The organism is Niveispirillum fermenti (assembly GCF_052474395.1).
In genome coordinates this window covers 2,625,124-2,641,647 of record NZ_CP156681.1, presented here as the reverse complement: position 1 = coordinate 2,641,647, position 16,524 = coordinate 2,625,124, and the positions used below count along the sequence as shown (strand labels likewise).

Here is a 16,524-nt window from a genome sequence, read left to right as displayed (position 1 = left end):
AAGCGCCGGTGCCCACATCCGTGGGCTTGTGTTTTCGAAATGTCAGTAAGATGTGTGATCGCCGGCCGGGGCATGCCCCGGCCGGCGATCCGTCCGGAAGACCGCTCCGTGGAAAGGTAGATCATACACCGTAGCCAAGCATGGTTCTCCGGTCGGCCCCTTCATTGACCCGAACAGTTGCTTGGGGTTGCAGCCCCGTACGTGCAAGGCAGGGAGTATGAAGATGGCACAACAGGACTCTATCATCGCCCTGGACGTCAGCAAGGCCCGTCTGGACGGGTTGGATGCCGAGACAGGAGAGGCTTTCCAAGTCGAGAATGCCGAGGCTGGTTACAGTCTCCTTCGGCGACGGTGTGGCAAGCGCGCCGTGCAGGTCGTCCTGGAAGCCAGTGGTGGCTATGAGCGGCCGGTCATGGAGGCTTTATCGAAAGCCGGCATTCCCGTCCGCCTCGTCGATCCTCGCAAGGTCCGGCATTTTGCCAGGGCGCATGGACGCTGGGCCAAGAATGACCGGCTGGATGCCCGGATGATCGCCGCCTATGCCCAGGCGATCCCCGGAGCCGCCTACCAACCCGATCCGGAACGGGAGGTCCTGGCGGAACTGGCCACCTACCGGCGCCAGTTGCTCGACGAGCAGACCATGGTCAGGAACCAGGCCCAGACCCTGGCGGATCCGGAACTGCGCCGCTTGGCCAAGCGGCGCCTGGATGCCATCGCCCTGCTGATCCTGCGCCTCGACAAGCGCATTGCCGAGCAGATCGCGGCATCCAAAACCTTGAAGGTCAACGACAACCTGCTCCAGTCCATTCCTGCTGTCGGGCCGGTGCTGGCGGCCACCCTGCTGGCCCATATGCCGGAGTTGGGCACACTGACACGACATCAGGTCGCCGCCCTGGCCGGCGTTGCCCCGATGGATAACCAGAGCGGCAAACGCGATGGCCCGCGCAGCATCTACGGTGGAAGGCCCGTTGTCCGAACCGTCCTTTACATGGCTGCCGTCGTCGCCAGTCGGCGAAATCCACCCTTGGCCGCCTTCTATAAAAAACTCATCGCCGCTGGAAAGAAGCCAAAGGTTGCCCTCGTTGCCATCATGCGAAAGATCGTCGTCCTCGCCAATGCCATCATCCGCGATCAGAGAACTTACGCCGCATGAAAACAGTTGCTTGGCTACGCGCCAGATGGCGCACGGCGGCGGTCGCCGCCGTGCCAGATCCCGGTGAGTTGCACTCACCGGGATCTGGTATGAGGGACTATCCGCGTCATCCGGTCGGAGGACGCATGCCAGCGGCCCAGCTATGCCACGCATTGGCGATGTGGGAACGCATGACATGGGCGGCCCATTGCGGGTCGTGCAGCCGCAGGGCCGCGACCAGTTCGCGGTGATGCTGGTTGCTGCGTTCCAGGGCGGACCGGTCATAGGCGTGGAAGGTTCGGTGGACCACCGGCATTTCCACCACATGCGGCATCAGCCGTTGCAGCAGCCGGCTGCCGGCTGCCGACAGGATCGTACCGTGGAAATCGGCGTTCAGGCCGATATAGCCGCTGCCCTTGTGGGCGACGCAGGTTTCCATCCTGTCGGCCAGTTCCTGCAGGCGATCAACCTCCGCCCCGCCGATGCGGGTTGCCGCCAGGGTCGCGGCCTGGGCCTCCAGCATGCCGCGCAGGTGGAACTTCTCCTCCAACTCGTCGAATGACAGGTCGGGCACCAGCGCGCCGCCGCCCCGCTCGGGCCGTCCGGCCAGGCCTTCCGACACCAGCCGGCGCAGCGCCTCACGGATGGGGGTGCGGCTGACGCCGACCCGGTCGGCCAGTTCCTCTTCCTTCAGCCGGCTGCCCGGCGGCAGGGTTCCGTCCAGGATCATGTCCCGGATGGACTGGTAGGCCCTGGCCGCCGCGTTCATCCCGGCCTTCCGCGCGCGGCCAGATGGTCGATCGCTTCCGCCAGGTGGATCACATCGGCATATTTCGCGTTGAGGTCGAACAGGTTCGCCTCATGCACGCGGGAATCCCGATCACCCACGGCGTCACGCACCACCAACGGTATGAAGCCGTTCTGGCAGGCATCCAGCGCCGATGCCCGCACACAGCCGGACGTGGACAGGCCGGCGATCAGTACCGTGTCGATGCCATTGGCCGCAAGAGTGGATGCCAGGGAGGTGCCGAAGAAGGCGCTGGCATATTGCTTGGTGACCACAGGTTCGCCGTCCGCCGGTTCCAGCCCGTCGGCGAAGGCGGCCCATTGCGGGTGCAGGCCGCGTTCGAAGCAGGATAGCGCCTTCACCTTGCGGAAGAAGATGCCGCCATCCATGCCGCCCGGCGTGTAGGCCACGTTGGTATGGATGACGGGTATGCCGGCCGCCCGCGCGGCGGACAGCAGGTCGGCGGCGGCATCGCGGGTCTTTTCCACCCCGGCATAAAGCGGGCAGGCTGGGTCCAGGTAGGCCTTCACGAAGTCGATGATCAGCAGGGCCGGGCGCTGGCCCCAGCCCAGCCGGTTGCCGAAGCCCGCCTGTGCGTAATCGGTATCCAGATCCTTGGCCATGGTTCAGATGATCCCCGCTTCCTTCAATTCAGCCAGCCGGGCGGCGTCCAGGCCCAGGATGCCGCCCAATATCTCCTGCGTGTGCTGGCCCAGTTCGGGGCCGGCATGCACCACGCCGCCCGGTGTATCGGACAGGCGCGGTGCCACGTTCTGCATGGCCAGCTTCCCGAAGACGGGATGGGCCACCTTGATGATGTTCTGCCGGGCCTGGAAATGCGGATCGACCATCATTTCCGGCGCGCGATAGATGCGGCCCGCCGGCACCCCATGCTTTTCCATGCGTTCCAGCAGCGGGCCGGCATCGATGGTGCGGCTCCAGTCGCTGATCAGGTCGTCCAGTTCCTGCTGTACGGCCCCGCGTGCCGAATGGGTGGCATAGCGCGGGTCGGTGGCCAGTTCCGGCCGCTCCATCGCCTCGGCCAGGCGCTTGAACACCGTGTCCTGGTTGGCGGCGATCAGGATCATCTGGTCGTCGCGCGTGGGATAGACATTGCTGGGCGCCACGTTGGGCAGGATCGGACCCGTGCGCTCGCGCACATAGCCGGTCTGGTCATATTCGGTGACCAGGCTTTCCATCATGGCCAGCACGGCCTCATAGATGGCGCTGTCCACCACCTGGCCACGCCCCGTGCGCTCGCGCGCATGGATGGCCATCAGCGCGCCCAGCGCGGCATAGGTGGCGGCCAGACTGTCGCCGATGGAAATGCCCATGCGCGACGGCGCCGTCGACGGGTCACCCACGACATAACGCAGCCCGCCCATCGCCTCGCCGATAGAGCCGTAACCAGCCTGCGCGGAATAGGGGCCGGACTGGCCGAAGCCCGTGACGCGCACCATCACCAGCCTGGGATTGATCTTCGACAGCACGTCATAGCCCAGGCCCCAGCGCTCCATGGTCCCGGGGCGGAAATTCTCCACCAGGATGTCGGACTGGGCCACCAGGTCGCGGACCATCTGCTGGGCCACCTTGTCCCGCAGGTTCAGGGTCACCGACTTCTTGTTACGCGCCACCACGGGCCACCAGAGTGACTTGCCATGCGGCTTCTCCCGCCCCCATTCGCGCATGGGATCGCCAGCACCCGGCTGCTCAAGCTTGATCACCTCCGCCCCGAAATCGGCCAGTAACTGGCCGCAGAAGGGGCCGGCCAGCAATTGGCCCATCTCGATCACGCGCAGATCCGTCAGGGGGCCCTGGCGCTGGGCGACCTGTCCCGTGGCATTGGTTTCCATGGCTTGGTCGGTCACTGTGACACTCCTGCATTATGTATACATTGTTCTTTTGGGTGTGGCGCTTCCAAACAGGGCGAGAATGCGCCATTGAAGGAAAGAATGCATACTATCCTTGGTCTTTGCAAGCGCGCCTTGGGCGGTAAGGTTCAGTATTTTGACCGTGCAAATAGCGCTTGCCCGGCCTTCGCAAACCATGTTTGTATACAGAAGAAACGGGATTCGCGTTCAATCCCGCGCGGTCCACCCCGCGCCGACAAGCGCGCTTACAGGATGATGCCGATGGTCGCGTCGATCGAGATCGTGGAGGTCAGCCCGCGTGACGGGCTGCAGAACGAAGCCGTTCTGGTCTCCACCGAGGACAAGGTGGAACTGATCCGGCGGGCCATCGCCGCCGGGCTTCGCCGGATCGAAGTGACGAGCTTCGTCAATCCCCGTCGGGTCGTGCAGATGGCCGACGCCGAGGCGGTGCTGGCCGCGCTGCCGCGGGACAATGGCGTCTCCTATATCGGGCTGGCGCTGAACGGCCGCGGTTTCGACCGTGCCCTGGCGGCCGGGGTGGGAGAGGTGAACTATGTGCTGGTCGCCTCCGACACCTTCTCCCAGCGCAACAACGGTTCCCCTACATTGGAAACATTGAAGGATTGGGCGGAGGTGGCGGCGGCCGCTCGTGCCGCCGGGGTGCCGACCAGTGTCACCATCGGTGCGTCCTTCGGTTGCCCGTTCGAGGGGGAGGTGCCTGTCGCGCGGGTCGTGGAGATCGCCCGGCGCGCGGCCGAACATGGCACGGATGAGATCGCGCTGGCCGACACGATCGGCGTGGCCAGCCCCGCTGACGTGTTTGAGCGGTTTGGCGCGGTGGCCGCCGCCCTGCCGGGCATCCGCCTGCGCGCCCATTTCCACAATACCCGCAACACCGGCATCGCCAACGCCTATGCGGCCGTTCAGGCCGGCGTGACGGTGCTGGACAGTTCGCTGGGGGGGATCGGCGGCTGTCCCTTCGCGCCCGCGGCGACGGGCAACATTCCGACAGAGGATCTGGTCTACATGCTGGACCGGATGAAGGTGGCGACCGGCGTGCAACTGCCGGCCGCGATAGAGGCGGCGAAATGGCTGGAAGGCGTCATCGGACGTCCTAATCCGGCCATGCTGGGCCGCGCCGGCATCTTTCCGCCGGCGGCCCGGGCCTCATAAACGGCCGGATATAACCGCGCCGGGACAAAGCAGAAAATCATCGGGAACAGGAGATTTTTTATGGCTTACAGGCTTGGCGTGGATGTGGGAGGGACCTTCACGGACCTTCTGCTGATCGAAGACGGCACGGGAGAGACCTTCCGCGACAAGGTCCCGTCCACGCCGCATGATCCGTCCGTCGCCGTCGTCAACGGCACCTTGAAGATCTGTGCCAAGGCCGGCATCGATCCAGCCGATGTTCAGCTTTTCATGCATGGCACAACGGTGGCCACCAACACCGTGCTGACCGGCACCGGCGCCCGTGTGGGCCTGGTGACGACGGACGGATATCGTCAGGTGCTGCATATCGCGCGCAGTTTCGTGCCCGGTGGTCTGGCCGGCTGGATCGTCTGGAACAAGCCCCCCCTGATCGCCCCCCTGGAATGCACGGTGGAGGTGCCGGAGCGCATCGGGGCGGATGGTTCCATCGTCACCCCGCTGGATGAGGGGGCGCTGCGTGTCGCTCTGGAGCGGTTGAAGGGGGAGGGGATCGAGGCGCTGACCATCGCCTTCATCAACGCCTATCGCAATGATGTGCATGAGCGCCGCGCGGGCGAGATCGCGCGCGAGGTCTTCCCCGCGCTGCCCATCTCCCTGTCGTCGGAGGTGCTGCCGGAAATGCAGGAGTATGAGCGTGCGTTGACAACGGTCGCCAATTCCTATGTCCGTCCCCGCGTCGCCAATTACGTGCGCAACCTGAAGGCGGAGTTGAACAGGGCCGGCATGAACGGGCAGATGAACCTGCTGCGCTCCGACGCCGGGCTGATGAGCTTCGAGAAGGCGCAGGACCATCCCGTCAACCTGCTGATGAGCGGTCCGGCCGGCGGTGTGGCCGGTGCGCTGTGGGTCTGCGGCAAGTCGGGATACAGGAACCTGCTGACCGTCGATGTCGGTGGCACCTCCACCGACGTGGCCCTGATCGAGAATGGCGAGCCACGCCTGGCGCGGGAGACCGAATGCGGCGACCTTAAGGTGCGTGCCACCTCGCTCGACATCCGGACCGTGGGGGCCGGCGGCGGGTCCATCGCGTTCGTGCCGGACCTGACGGGGGCCCTGCGCGTCGGCCCGGCATCGGCCGGCGCCGTGCCGGGTCCAGTCTGCTATTCGCGTGGCGGCGACAAGCCCACGGTGACCGATGCCAATGTCGTGCTGGGTTATCTGCCGGAGGAGCTGCTGGGCGGGGCCATGCATCTGGACCGGCCGGCGGCGGCGGCCTCGGTCCAGGCCATTGCCGACACGCTGGGGATCGGCCTGGCGGAGGCGGCTCACGGCATCTATTCCATCGCCAATGAAACGATGATGGGCGCCCTGCGCCTTATTTCCGTCCAGCAGGGTTACGATCCGCGTGATTTCGCGCTGGTGGCCTTCGGTGGGGCCGGACCGCTGCACGCCAATGCACTGGGTCGTCTGCTGGGAAGCTGGCCCGTCATCGTGCCGCCCAGCCCTGGCGTACTGTGTGCCTTCGGCGACGCCACGACAAGGCTGCGGTCGGAACGCGCCCGGTCCATCGGCAAGCCATTTGCCGAAATCGGCAACGATGCCGTGGCGGCCGTGCTGCGCGAACTGAAGGCGGCCGTTGTCAGGGAACTGCTGGCCGAGGGTGTGCCGGAGACGGACCAGGAGATCGGGTTCGAGGCGGGTGTGCGTTATTCCGGCCAGGCGTTCGAGGTATCGCTGCCCCTGTCGCTGGATGGGTTCGAGACCGGCGGGCTGGAAAGCCTGGCTGCGGCGTTCGACAAGGAGCATGAACGGCTTTTCACCTTCTGTCTGGAATCCGACCGCGAACTGGTGACTGTGCGCGTCACGGCCCTGGGCAAGGCGTCGGCCATCCGGCTGGAGAAGCTGCCGCGCGGCGATGGCGACCCCGCGGCCGCGCGTGTGCGCGACCATATGATGTGGGCCGACGGGCGGGAACACCCGGCCGTCATCTATGACCGGGCGCGGCTGAGGGCCGGCGACCGTGTGACGGGCCCTGCCATCATCGCCGAGATGGACAGCACGACGGTGTTGCTGCCCGACCATGTGGCCGAGGTCGACGATTACGGGCTGATCCTGATCCGCCCCGCCGCTGCCCACTGACGCCCGTTCTGGAAAAAGGGACAGACCCATGGTTGCCAAGATCATCGAGACCAACCCGACCCCGTTCCAGAAGGTCGCTGTCGACCCGATCACGCTGGACATCATCGAAAACGCGCTGCGTAACGCGCGCACCGAAATGGACGCCACCCTGTTCCGGACGGCCATGTCGCCGGGCATCCGTGAGCAGGGCGACGCCTTCCCCCTGATCGCCAACCATGAAGGCAAGATGGTGGTGGGGCAGTTCGGCTCCTTCCTCGGCGGGTTCCTGAAGAACTATAAGGGCGCCATCGAGGAAGGGGACGTCATCTGGCTGTCCGACCCCTATTCGGTGGAAGGCGCCATCAGCCACCTGAACGACTGGCTGGTGATCCTGCCCGTGTTCAAGGACGGACGGCTTGTGGCCTGGACCTGCCATTTCGGCCATCAGACCGATGTCGGCGGCAAGGTGCCGGGCTCGCTGCCCACCGACGCCACCTCCATCTTCCAGGAAGGCATCCGCATCCCGCCCGTAAAGCTGTTCCGCAAGGGCGTGTTGAACGAGGATCTGCTGGAACTGGTGCTGAACAATACCCGCACCCGCGACTGGTGCCGGTCGGACCTGAATGCCATCATCGCGTCCTGCCGCATCGCGGCCCGGCGTGTGGGCGAGCTTTGCCACCGGTTCGGCACCGACATGTTTGTGTCCGCCACCGATGAGTTGCTGGCCCGCAACCGCCGCGCCATGGCCCGGCTGATCGAAAGCTCGATCAGCACCGACAAGGTCAGCTTCGAGGATTACATCTGCGACGATGGCCGCGGCTATGGTCCCTACAAGCTGAAAGCCACCATGTGGCGGGAAGGGGACAAGGTTATCCTTGACTGGGAGGGCACCTCTCCCCAGTCGGAAAGCTCGATCAATTTCTACCTGAATGAAAACATGCTGAAGATGTTCTTCGGCATCTACATGATCATGGTCTTCGATCCCCAGATTTTGTTCAATGACGGCTTCTATGACCTGGTCGAAACGCGCATCCCGGAAGGGTCGCTGCTGAAGCCGAGATATCCGGCGGCGCTGTCCTGCCGCACGCATGGCATCGGCCGCGTGTTCGACGTGCTGGGTGCGCTGCTGGGCCAGAGGACGCCGGAATTCCTGAACGCCGCCGGCTTCTCCTCCTCCCCGCACCTGATGCTGTCGGGCACCTATCGCGGGTCCGGGAAATATTACCAGCTTTTCCAGATCGGTTTCGGCGGCATTCCCGGCCGGCCGTTCGGCGATGGTCCGGACGGCCATTCCCTGTGGCCCAATTTCACGAATGTGCCCAACGAGTTCCTGGAAGCCTATTTCCCGCTGCGTATCGAACGGTACGAGACCATTCCCGACAGCGGCGGTGCCGGTCTGCATCGCGGCGGCAACGGAGTGCGTATCGCCTATCGCTTCCTGGAGCCCGGTGCCATTGCCATTCATGACGACCGCTGGTTCACCTATCCCTGGGGGGTGAATGGCGGGGAGCCGGGTTGGCGTTCGCGCCGCATGCTGGTCCGCGCCAATGGTGAACAGGTCGTGCTGGCCGCCAAGATCGATGATGTGCAGGTTCGCCCCGGCGACCTGCTGGTCTTCGATACCTGGGGCGGCGGCGGCTGGGGTGACCCGCTGGCCCGCGACCCGTCCCTGGTGGCTGCCGATGTCAAGCGGGGCCTGGTCACGATGGATGGTGCGGCGCGTTATGGCGTCGTCCTGGCGGCTGACGGCACGGTCGATACCACGGCGACGGCCGGTCTGCGTGAAAGGCTGGCCAAGGCGCGCGGCGATGTGGGCCTGTTCGATTTCGGGGGAGGGATCGAGGAACTGCGCGATCGTTGCCAGACGGAAACGGGATTGCCGCCGCCGCGGGATCCGGCCCTGCAGGAAAGCGTGGCGTCGGCCACCTGACGCACGCCACCTCCCGTCGCCTACACCGTCGATTGTATGCGATCCGCTTGGCCTGGGCCGTGACGGAACGGTCAGACAGTTGCCGGCCGCCTTTCCAAAGGGCGGCCGGCCTGCGCTTATCAGGCGCGTCATTCACATCACACCTTATGTTTAAGTATACAATAACCAAATCAGCCCCTTGCTGACCGGGCGATCTCCTATATGATTTCAGGTGAAGCGCGTGGGGGCGATCCCTTTCCGATCCCCCAGAAAATCAAGCAAAATGACTAGAACAGCGGAGAACACGTGATGCGGAACGGACGTTTCTTGCCCGCCCTGCTTTGCAGTTCGGCATTATCAGCGCCAATGATTGTATTCAACCCTGTGGCCATGGCCCAGGGCAGCGCCGCGGCGGCAGGCAACCCGGGCATGCTGGAAGAGATCGTGGTGATCGCGCGCCAGCGCAACGAGACGGCGCGCGAGACCCCCGTGGCGGTATCGGCCTTCACGGCGGACACGATTGAGAAGGCGGGCATCACCGGCCCTGCGGACTTTCTGTCCCTGACCCCGAATGTCAGTTTCCTTCAGACAACCAATGTCGGTGAAACGCAGGTGCATATCCGCGGCGTCATCCAGCCGCGTGATACCGAGCCCCCCTTCGCCTATGTGCTGGACGGGGTGCTGGTGCCAAACCCCAGCGCCTTCAACCAGGAAATGGTTGATATTGAGCAGATCGAGGTGATCAAGGGCCCGCTGGGGTCCATCTATGGCCGCAATGCCGTGGGTGGCGCCATCCTTGTTTCCACCAAGAAGCCCGGTGACACGCCGGAGGGAGAGGTACGGGCCGGTTATGAGTTTGCCGGCAACGAATACAAGCTGAGCGGCTATGTCGGCGGCCCGCTGGTGGAAGACCGGCTCTATGGCCGCATCACGGCAGTCTATAAGGATCGCGAAGGTTATTATGACAATGTCACGCTGAACAAGAAGGAGGATGGGTTCAGCGAGGGGCAGTTGCGCGGCCGTTTTGTCTACAAGGCCACGGAGAATATCGAGGTCGATCTGTCGGTTGGCTATGCCGAGATCGATGGCTATGCCTTCAATTTCAACAACCAGACGGCGGGCACGCCGGGGTTCGAGAATGGCGTGGACATCACGGACACTTCCATCCCCTATTCCGGCAATGTCGAAAGCTTCAACAACCAGAAGCGTTTCGACTTCGCATCGAAGATCGACTGGACGTCGGAAGCGGGTACGCTCAGCTTCACGGCCGCCTATCATGATCTGAAGGAGAATATGGGCGGCGAGGGGGCGGTGGACCTGGCCCTGTTCGGCGTGCCGTTCCCCGGTGCGCCGGCGCCCGGCGATTTCTTCACCGATCCCAGCCTTTATGAAGGCTATGGCCCGACCCTGCGTGACGGGACGCAGTATCAGGAACGCAATCAGGACGATACGTCCTTCGAATTGCGCTTCACCTCTCCCGGTGAGAACCGGCTGCGCTACATCGCTGGTGCCTATTATATCGAGTTCAACCGCGAGGTCGTGCTGAACCGCGGTGACGATCTGGGGCAGGGTGTCGTGGTCGCCAACCCGCTGGGCGGGCCGGAGAACCCGCTTGTTGCCGTTACCTGGACCGACAATGCCAACAAGGCATGGGCCCTGTTCGGACAATTGGCTTATGACATAACGCCCGACCTGGAAATCTCCACCGCCCTGCGCTACGACAAGGAGAATCGGTCATCCGAGAATCTGACCCCGGCCGCCTACTCCCCCATCCCCAATGTGGAAGGGCTGGTGCGCAAGGAGAATTTCAGCGACCTTCAGCCCCGCGTCTCCCTGCGCTGGAACGCCAGTGAGGAAGTGTCCGTCTATGCCACCTATGGCGAGGGTTTCCGGTCCGGCGGCTTCAACCCGCTGGGCAGCCGTTTCAACATCATCAATGTCGATGGCGTGACCAACACCACGGTGCAGGATGCCTTCGACAAGGAGACCTCTGTTTCCTATGAGGCCGGGGTCAAGACCCGCCTGCTGGATGGACGCCTGACCCTCAATCTGGCGGCCTTCACGACGAAGGTGGAGAACGCGCATTTCTTCCAATTCTTCCCCTTCTCCCTGTCGCGCGTGATCTCCATCGTGGATCGCAACGATATCAAGGGCTTTGAGGTGGACGGCGTGGCCCGCGTGGCCGAGGGGCTGGACCTGTTCTTCGGCTATGGCTACCTGGACAGCGAGATCAAGGCGAATGCCGAACTGCCCCAGACGGTGGGCAACCGCTTCCCCTTCACGGCCAAGTACGATCTGATGCTGGGCGGACAATATACGACGCCGGTGACGGGCGATTACGACATGCTGGCGCGTGTCGAATATAACCGCACGGGCCCGATGTTCTATGACACACTGAACACGCCTGGCACCGAACGGCCGGCCATCAATCTCGTCAATGCCCGACTGGGCATCGAGAATGAGCGCTGGGGCGCCACGCTGTTCGCCCGCAACCTGTTCGACAAACGGTACAATGTCGACGGTGTGGTACTGGTCGTTCCCAATACCACCGTCTTCAATTTCACGACCAAGGCGGCCCCGCGGACCTGGGGCCTGGAATTGAAGGCCAGGTTCTGATACCGGGCCGGGTCCGGGGCAGGGGGCATCGGCCGCCTGCCCCGGACCCTGGCTTGACGTTCCCGTCAGGTCCGGTCCGACACGAAGGACCAGCCCGTTTCCGCTGCGGCGCGGGCAACCTCTCCATAGGCCAGGGCCTTGCGATCGGCGGCATTGCCGGCCAGCGCGCGGGCATAGACGCCCTGACAGATTGATGAGATGCGGAAAAAGGCGAAGGCCAGGTAATAGGGCCAGTCGGGAATGCCCGACCGCCCCGTCCGCCGGCAATAATCCGCCACATAGTCGGCTTCCGACGGGATGCCCGTGCCCGCAATATCCACGCCCCGTAATCCGGGAAACTGCTTGATCCCGGCCGGCAGGTGCCAAGCCATGCAATTATAGGCCAGGTCGGACAAGGGATGGCCCAGCGTGGCCAGTTCCCAATCCAGGATGGCGACGACCTTGGGCTCGTCCTTGTGCAGCATGAGGTTGCCCAGACGGAAATCGCCATGGGCGATCGTCGTTTCCTCCCCCGCCGGCAGGGCGCGGGGCAGAAACGCCATCAGCCGGTCCATGGCGGGAATGTCGCTGTCGCCCTTGGCGGCCTGATATTGTTTGGACCAGCGTTCCACCTGCCGCGCGATGTAATTTTCCGGCTTGCCGAAATCAGCCAGCCCGGCCGCCTGCCAATCCACCTTGTGCAGGGCTGCCAATGTCTTGTTCATGCTGTCGTAGATGGCGGCCTGTTCATCCGGCGTGAAGCCCGACAGCGCCACGTCTGACAGCACGCGGCCATCGATATGGTCCATGACATAGAACGAGGTGCCGATGATCTCGGGCTCATCGCACATCAGCCGCACGACGGGCACCGGCGCGTCCGTGCCGGCCAGCGCCCGCATGACGCGGAACTCCCGTTCGATCAGATGCGCGCTGGGCAGCAGCTTGCCCGGCGGCTTCTTGCGCAGCACATAGCGCCGGCCAGCCGCGTCGGTGACCAGGAAGGTGGGGTTGGATTGGCCGCCCTGGAACTGCTGGACCGCGGCCGGCAACTGGAATCCATCCAGATGCCCGGCCAGATAGCGGGTCAGTGCCGCCTCGTCGAACCGGTGTTGCGGCAGCACGTCGATCAGGACGGCGGCCCCCTGCGTCTCACTCATCTCCGGTTACCCTTTCCGATCAGATGATGGTGGGATCGGCGATGGTGGCGCCGCCATCGGCAACCAGCACCTGTCCCGTGACGAAGGCACCGGCCGGAGCGGCCAGCATCAGCGCCACGCCCGCGATCTCGTGCGGGCGACCGAACCGGCCCAGCGGCGCGCGGCGCATGACAGCCTTGGCAATGTCGGGATTGTCGGTCAGAGCCTTGGCGAAGTCTGTCTCGATGATGCCGGGGGCGATGGCATTCACCCGGATGTTGGCCCGCCCATATTCCACGGCCAGATTGCGGACCAGCGCTGTCTCCGCGGCCTTGGAAACGCCGTAGGCGCCGATGACGGGATTGCCCCGCAGCCCCGCGATGGAGGACAGCACGATGACACTGCCGTCCTTGCGCTCCGCCATGCCCGGCAACACCATGTTGCACAGCCACCAGGTGCTGCGCAGGTTGCTGCCCATGATCTTGTCCCAGGCATCGTCGGAGACGCTGTTCAGGGGGCCATAGACCGGGTTGATGGCGGCATTGGCGACCAGGATGTCGATCCGGCCCCATTGACCGATCGTCGTGTCGACCAGGGACTGGAGATCTTCCTTGCGGCTGATATTGCAGGGGACGGCGATGGCGTCGCCGCCGGCCGCGTTGATCTCGTCCCGGACGGCGACGCAGGCGTCCATCTTGCGCGAGGAAATGACGACCTTGGCCCCGGCACGGGCATATTCCTGGGCGATCGACTTGCCGATCCCACGGGAGGAGCCGGTGATCAGCGCCACCTTGCCCGACAGGTCGAACAGTGGATGCGTGGTCATGAAGGAAATTCCTTGAAGGTTGTGGGGTGTCACTGCGCCGTGGCGCCACCGTCGACGACAAATTCCGCCCCCGTCAGGAAGGGGCTCTCGTCGGACAGCAGGAACAGGATCATGTTGGCCGCATCCTCCGGCTGACCCATGCGGCCCAGGGGGGAGGTGCGCTCCAGCCGGCGGCGCATCTTTTCCCCGTCCGGGGCGATGTCGATCATCGACTGGACCATCGGGGTCTGCAGGAAGGACGGGTGAATGGAATTGCAGCGGATCTCGTATTTCTGCTGCGCACACCACATGGCCACCGACTTGGTCAGCAGCCGCACGGCCCCCTTCGATGAGCAATAGGCGGGCAGGTCCGGCGCGCCCACCAGGCCGGCCACGGACGACACGTTGACGATGGACCCGCCGCCCGTGTGCTTCATGGCCCGGACCCCATGCTTGCAGCCGAGAAAGACCGATTCGGTGTTCACCGCATGGACGAAGCGCCAGCCCTCCAGCGTCTCTTCCTCGATATTCCGCAGGGAGCCGCAGCCGGCATTGTTGACCAGCCCGTCCAGGCGTCCGTGACGGGCCGTGATATGGTCGATCACCTCGATCCAGCGGTCCTCCCGCGTCACGTCCTGGACCAGGAACTCCGCGCTTTCGCCCAGTTCGGCCGCCGCCGCTTCCCCGCCCGCGACATTGCGGTCCGTGATCGTAACGCGGGCACCTTCACGCACCAGTGTCCGCGCCGTCGCCAGGCCAATGCCCGATGCGCCACCGGTGACCAGGACGACCTTGCCCTGCATCCGTGCCGTCATGATGTTCCCTCCCACCCTTATCGCCGGCCATGCCGGACATTCTATAGTGACCGGTCGATGGACCGGGTATCTCAAACGCTTGTTTGAGTGTAGGGGCAGGGACGCGGCAGGGCAATGGGAAAGGCAAGGGGGAAGGAGATCAGGAGAAGGCATCGCAGATTGAGCCGGCGGACCCCGCCTTGTTCCTGTGATAGCGGGCGCCCAACATTAGACATAGACAATATTCCCGTTATATATGTATTACGATATAGTTATCTCTGAATAGATTTGTAGTCCCGGATGGATATCCACATGCGGCGCCTTGCGAAAATGACCCTGTCTGCTCTGGCTCTCATGGCTTTCCTGCCCGGCTCGGCCATTGCCCGGCCCTGTCCGGTGGCCGGCGAACAGGACCCGTTCGACCTTGTCGCCGAATTCGTGGGAAAGACCTGGCGGGGGGAGGAGCTCAGGCGGGGGGGGGAGGAGCAGGGAAGCGCCCTGATCGATGTGGCCGCATGGGAATGGGCGCTGGGGAAACGGGCCATTCGTATCACCCATATGCTGCTGAGCGGCGGGCCCGGGCCGGGGCCGCATGGCGGGGAAACCCTGATCCTGCGCGACGCCGACACCGGTGCGTTGGTTTCCCAATATGTCTCGCTGTCCGGCCTGCGCACGCAGGGCCGTGTCTGTGTGGAACGCCATGGTCGCCTTGTCATGGAGGAGGACGTGACCAACCACCCCCATTTCAGCAAGATCAGGTCCACCATGACCCTATCCGGTGATGTGATGACCAGCCAGGCGGAAACCTTCAGCAACGGCAAGTGGTCCCGGATCAGCACCATGCTTTACAAGGTCACGGACCCTGCGTCCCGGCCGGAATTTCCGCCGGCCCAGTAGGGGATTGCCCGAAAAAAGCCGGTCGGGCCATGCTCCCCCTATCCGTGCGCCCTGTCTCGCGTGTAGGATTGTGCGGTGCGTGAAACGGTGCGCACCCAACCGATGATGGCAACTGGACAGGGGCAGATAAGGACATGGCCACGGCACAGCCCTCGCGGACCCAGACCAAGCTGGAACCTTGGCGGGACCCGAATGAGAAGCCTTATGTCCGTATCGAAAAGGTGACCAAGAAGTTCGGCGATTTCACAGCCGTCGATGACGTGTCGCTTTCCATTTACCGGGGGGAGTTCTTTTCCCTGCTGGGCGGGTCCGGCTCGGGCAAGACGACGCTGCTGCGCATGCTCGCCGGTTTTGAACGCCCGACCGAGGGCAGGATATTCATTGATGGCGTGGACATGTCGAACGTGCCGCCCTATGAGCGGCCCGTGAACATGATGTTCCAGTCCTATGCCCTGTTTCCACACATGAGCGTGGAAGGCAACATCGCCTTCGGCCTGCATCAGGACAGGGTACCGGCGGCAGAGGTCCGCGATCGGGTGGCCGAAGCCTTGAACCTCGTGCAGCTTTCCCAGTTTGGCAAACGCAAGCCGCACCAGCTTTCCGGCGGCCAGCGCCAGCGCGTGGCCCTCGCCCGCGCCCTGGTGAAGCGGCCCAAGCTGCTGCTGCTGGATGAACCGCTGGGCGCGCTCGACAAGAAACTCCGCGAACAGACACAGTTCGAACTGGTGAATATCCAGGAAAAAGTGGGCATCACCTTCGTCGTCGTCACCCATGACCAGGAAGAGGCCATGACGATGTCATCACGGATTGCCGTGATGAACAGGGGCTATATCGCCCAGATCGGCACGCCGACGGAAATCTATGAATATCCGAACAGCCGGTTCACGGCGGAATTCATCGGGTCTGTCAACATGTTCCATGGTCGCGTGCTGGAGTCGGAGCCCGATCATTCGCTGATCCGGTCCGACGAGGCCGATTGCGACCTGTATGTCAGCCATCCCGGCCATCTGGCGCCCGGCACGGAATGCTGGGTGGCGGTGCGGCCGGAGAAGGTTACCATCTCCAAGGATGAACCCCCCGGTGGCGACGGTCGTAACCGGGCCGTCGGGGTGGTGAAGGAAATCGCCTATCTGGGCGATGTCTCCATCTACGAGATCGAGCTGGATACGGGCAAGCGCGTGCGTGTGACGGCCCCGATGGTCACGCGCCGCACAGAAATGCCCATCACCTGGGAAGACCGGGTCCATCTGACATGGCGACCCTTCGCCGGCAGCGTGCTGACCAACTGACGGGCGGGAAGGGGGCTGATCCATGGCCGAAACGGTCCA

Annotated in this window: 13 protein-coding genes; 7 read left to right on the top strand and 6 right to left on the bottom strand. The window is 64.0% G+C overall.

Annotated features, from left to right (window positions below; all coding sequences use genetic code 11):
• Positions 1-217: 217 nt before the first annotated feature.
• Entirely contained in the window at positions 218-1,153 is a 936-nt protein-coding gene (locus ABC728_RS23475; protein WP_445376291.1) for an IS110 family transposase, read from the top strand.
• Between the two features lie 106 nt (positions 1,154-1,259).
• On the opposite strand, the gene ABC728_RS23470 is transcribed toward ABC728_RS23475, so the two are convergent.
• The 3 genes from ABC728_RS23470 to ABC728_RS23460 are packed head-to-tail and all read right to left on the bottom strand — an operon-like array spanning position 1,260 to position 3,787.
• On the bottom strand, positions 1,260-1,901 hold the full coding sequence (locus ABC728_RS23470; protein ID WP_416622080.1) for a GntR family transcriptional regulator: 642 nt from the start codon (positions 1,899-1,901) through the stop codon (positions 1,260-1,262).
• Positions 1,898-2,542: an isochorismatase family protein gene (locus ABC728_RS23465; RefSeq protein WP_416622081.1), complete on the bottom strand. Its 645-nt coding sequence runs from the start codon at positions 2,540-2,542 to the stop codon at positions 1,898-1,900. Before ABC728_RS23465 ends, ABC728_RS23470 begins: the two co-directional genes overlap by 4 nt.
• Before the next feature lie 3 nt (positions 2,543-2,545).
• Positions 2,546-3,787, bottom strand: a complete 1,242-nt coding sequence (locus ABC728_RS23460; RefSeq protein ID WP_416622082.1) for a CaiB/BaiF CoA transferase family protein — start codon at positions 3,785-3,787, stop codon at positions 2,546-2,548.
• Between the two features lie 264 nt (positions 3,788-4,051).
• Here ABC728_RS23460 and ABC728_RS23455 point away from each other — a divergent pair, with 264 nt between their 5' ends.
• From ABC728_RS23455 to ABC728_RS23440, 4 genes are all read left to right on the top strand, one after another.
• The gene (locus tag ABC728_RS23455) at positions 4,052-4,963 is read left to right on the top strand and encodes a hydroxymethylglutaryl-CoA lyase (RefSeq protein ID WP_416622083.1); all 912 of its coding nucleotides are present in this window, start codon (positions 4,052-4,054) and stop codon (positions 4,961-4,963) included.
• Between the two features lie 60 nt (positions 4,964-5,023).
• On the top strand, positions 5,024-7,081 hold the full coding sequence (locus tag ABC728_RS23450; protein ID WP_416622084.1) for a hydantoinase/oxoprolinase family protein: 2,058 nt from the start codon (positions 5,024-5,026) through the stop codon (positions 7,079-7,081).
• 28 nt (positions 7,082-7,109) lie between these two features.
• On the top strand, positions 7,110-8,990 hold the full coding sequence (locus ABC728_RS23445) for a hydantoinase B/oxoprolinase family protein (protein ID WP_416622085.1): 1,881 nt from the start codon (positions 7,110-7,112) through the stop codon (positions 8,988-8,990).
• A 345-nt stretch (positions 8,991-9,335) separates the two neighbouring features.
• The gene (locus ABC728_RS23440) at positions 9,336-11,585 is read left to right on the top strand and encodes a TonB-dependent receptor (protein WP_416622086.1); all 2,250 of its coding nucleotides are present in this window, start codon (positions 9,336-9,338) and stop codon (positions 11,583-11,585) included.
• 65 nt (positions 11,586-11,650) lie between these two features.
• On the opposite strand, the gene ABC728_RS23435 is transcribed toward ABC728_RS23440, so the two are convergent.
• Genes ABC728_RS23435 through ABC728_RS23425 form a run of 3 tightly spaced genes read right to left on the bottom strand, consistent with a single transcriptional unit; the run spans position 11,651 to position 14,320 of the window.
• Positions 11,651-12,721 (bottom strand): phosphotransferase, encoded by a 1,071-nt coding sequence (locus tag ABC728_RS23435; protein ID WP_416622087.1) that lies wholly within the window; start codon positions 12,719-12,721, stop codon positions 11,651-11,653.
• A 19-nt stretch (positions 12,722-12,740) separates the two neighbouring features.
• Positions 12,741-13,526 carry an SDR family NAD(P)-dependent oxidoreductase gene (locus tag ABC728_RS23430; protein WP_416622088.1) on the bottom strand — a complete coding sequence of 262 codons (786 nt, stop codon included), beginning with the start codon at positions 13,524-13,526 and terminating at the stop codon, positions 12,741-12,743.
• A 29-nt stretch (positions 13,527-13,555) separates the two neighbouring features.
• Entirely contained in the window at positions 13,556-14,320 is a 765-nt protein-coding gene (locus tag ABC728_RS23425) for a glucose 1-dehydrogenase (protein ID WP_416622089.1), read from the bottom strand.
• Positions 14,321-14,629: 309 nt separating this feature from the next.
• On the opposite strand from ABC728_RS23425, the gene ABC728_RS23420 reads away from it, so the two are divergent.
• Entirely contained in the window at positions 14,630-15,196 is a 567-nt protein-coding gene (locus ABC728_RS23420) for a hypothetical protein (RefSeq protein ID WP_416622090.1), read from the top strand.
• 134 nt (positions 15,197-15,330) lie between these two features.
• Positions 15,331-16,485 (top strand): ABC transporter ATP-binding protein, encoded by a 1,155-nt coding sequence (locus tag ABC728_RS23415; RefSeq protein ID WP_416622091.1) that lies wholly within the window; start codon positions 15,331-15,333, stop codon positions 16,483-16,485.
• The last annotated feature ends 39 nt before the right edge of the window (positions 16,486-16,524 follow it).

What these genes read in the sequence shown, in the direction of transcription:
- ABC728_RS23470 (WP_416622080.1), bottom strand. Translation starts at nt 1,901, where the DNA reads ATGAACGCGGCGGCCAGGGCCTACCAGTCCATCCGGGACATGATCCTG.
- ABC728_RS23475 (WP_445376291.1), top strand. Translation starts at nt 218, where the DNA reads ATGAAGATGGCACAACAGGACTCTATCATCGCCCTGGACGTCAGCAAG.
- ABC728_RS23455 (WP_416622083.1), top strand. Translation starts at nt 4,052, where the DNA reads ATGGTCGCGTCGATCGAGATCGTGGAGGTCAGCCCGCGTGACGGGCTG.
- ABC728_RS23445 (WP_416622085.1), top strand. Translation starts at nt 7,110, where the DNA reads ATGGTTGCCAAGATCATCGAGACCAACCCGACCCCGTTCCAGAAGGTC.
- ABC728_RS23420 (WP_416622090.1), top strand. Translation starts at nt 14,630, where the DNA reads ATGACCCTGTCTGCTCTGGCTCTCATGGCTTTCCTGCCCGGCTCGGCC.
- ABC728_RS23415 (WP_416622091.1), top strand. Translation starts at nt 15,331, where the DNA reads ATGGCCACGGCACAGCCCTCGCGGACCCAGACCAAGCTGGAACCTTGG.
- ABC728_RS23425 (WP_416622089.1), bottom strand. Translation starts at nt 14,320, where the DNA reads ATGACGGCACGGATGCAGGGCAAGGTCGTCCTGGTCACCGGTGGCGCA.
- ABC728_RS23450 (WP_416622084.1), top strand. Translation starts at nt 5,024, where the DNA reads ATGGCTTACAGGCTTGGCGTGGATGTGGGAGGGACCTTCACGGACCTT.
- ABC728_RS23435 (WP_416622087.1), bottom strand. Translation starts at nt 12,721, where the DNA reads ATGAGTGAGACGCAGGGGGCCGCCGTCCTGATCGACGTGCTGCCGCAA.
- ABC728_RS23440 (WP_416622086.1), top strand. Translation starts at nt 9,336, where the DNA reads ATGATTGTATTCAACCCTGTGGCCATGGCCCAGGGCAGCGCCGCGGCG.
- ABC728_RS23465 (WP_416622081.1), bottom strand. Translation starts at nt 2,542, where the DNA reads ATGGCCAAGGATCTGGATACCGATTACGCACAGGCGGGCTTCGGCAAC.
- ABC728_RS23430 (WP_416622088.1), bottom strand. Translation starts at nt 13,526, where the DNA reads ATGACCACGCATCCACTGTTCGACCTGTCGGGCAAGGTGGCGCTGATC.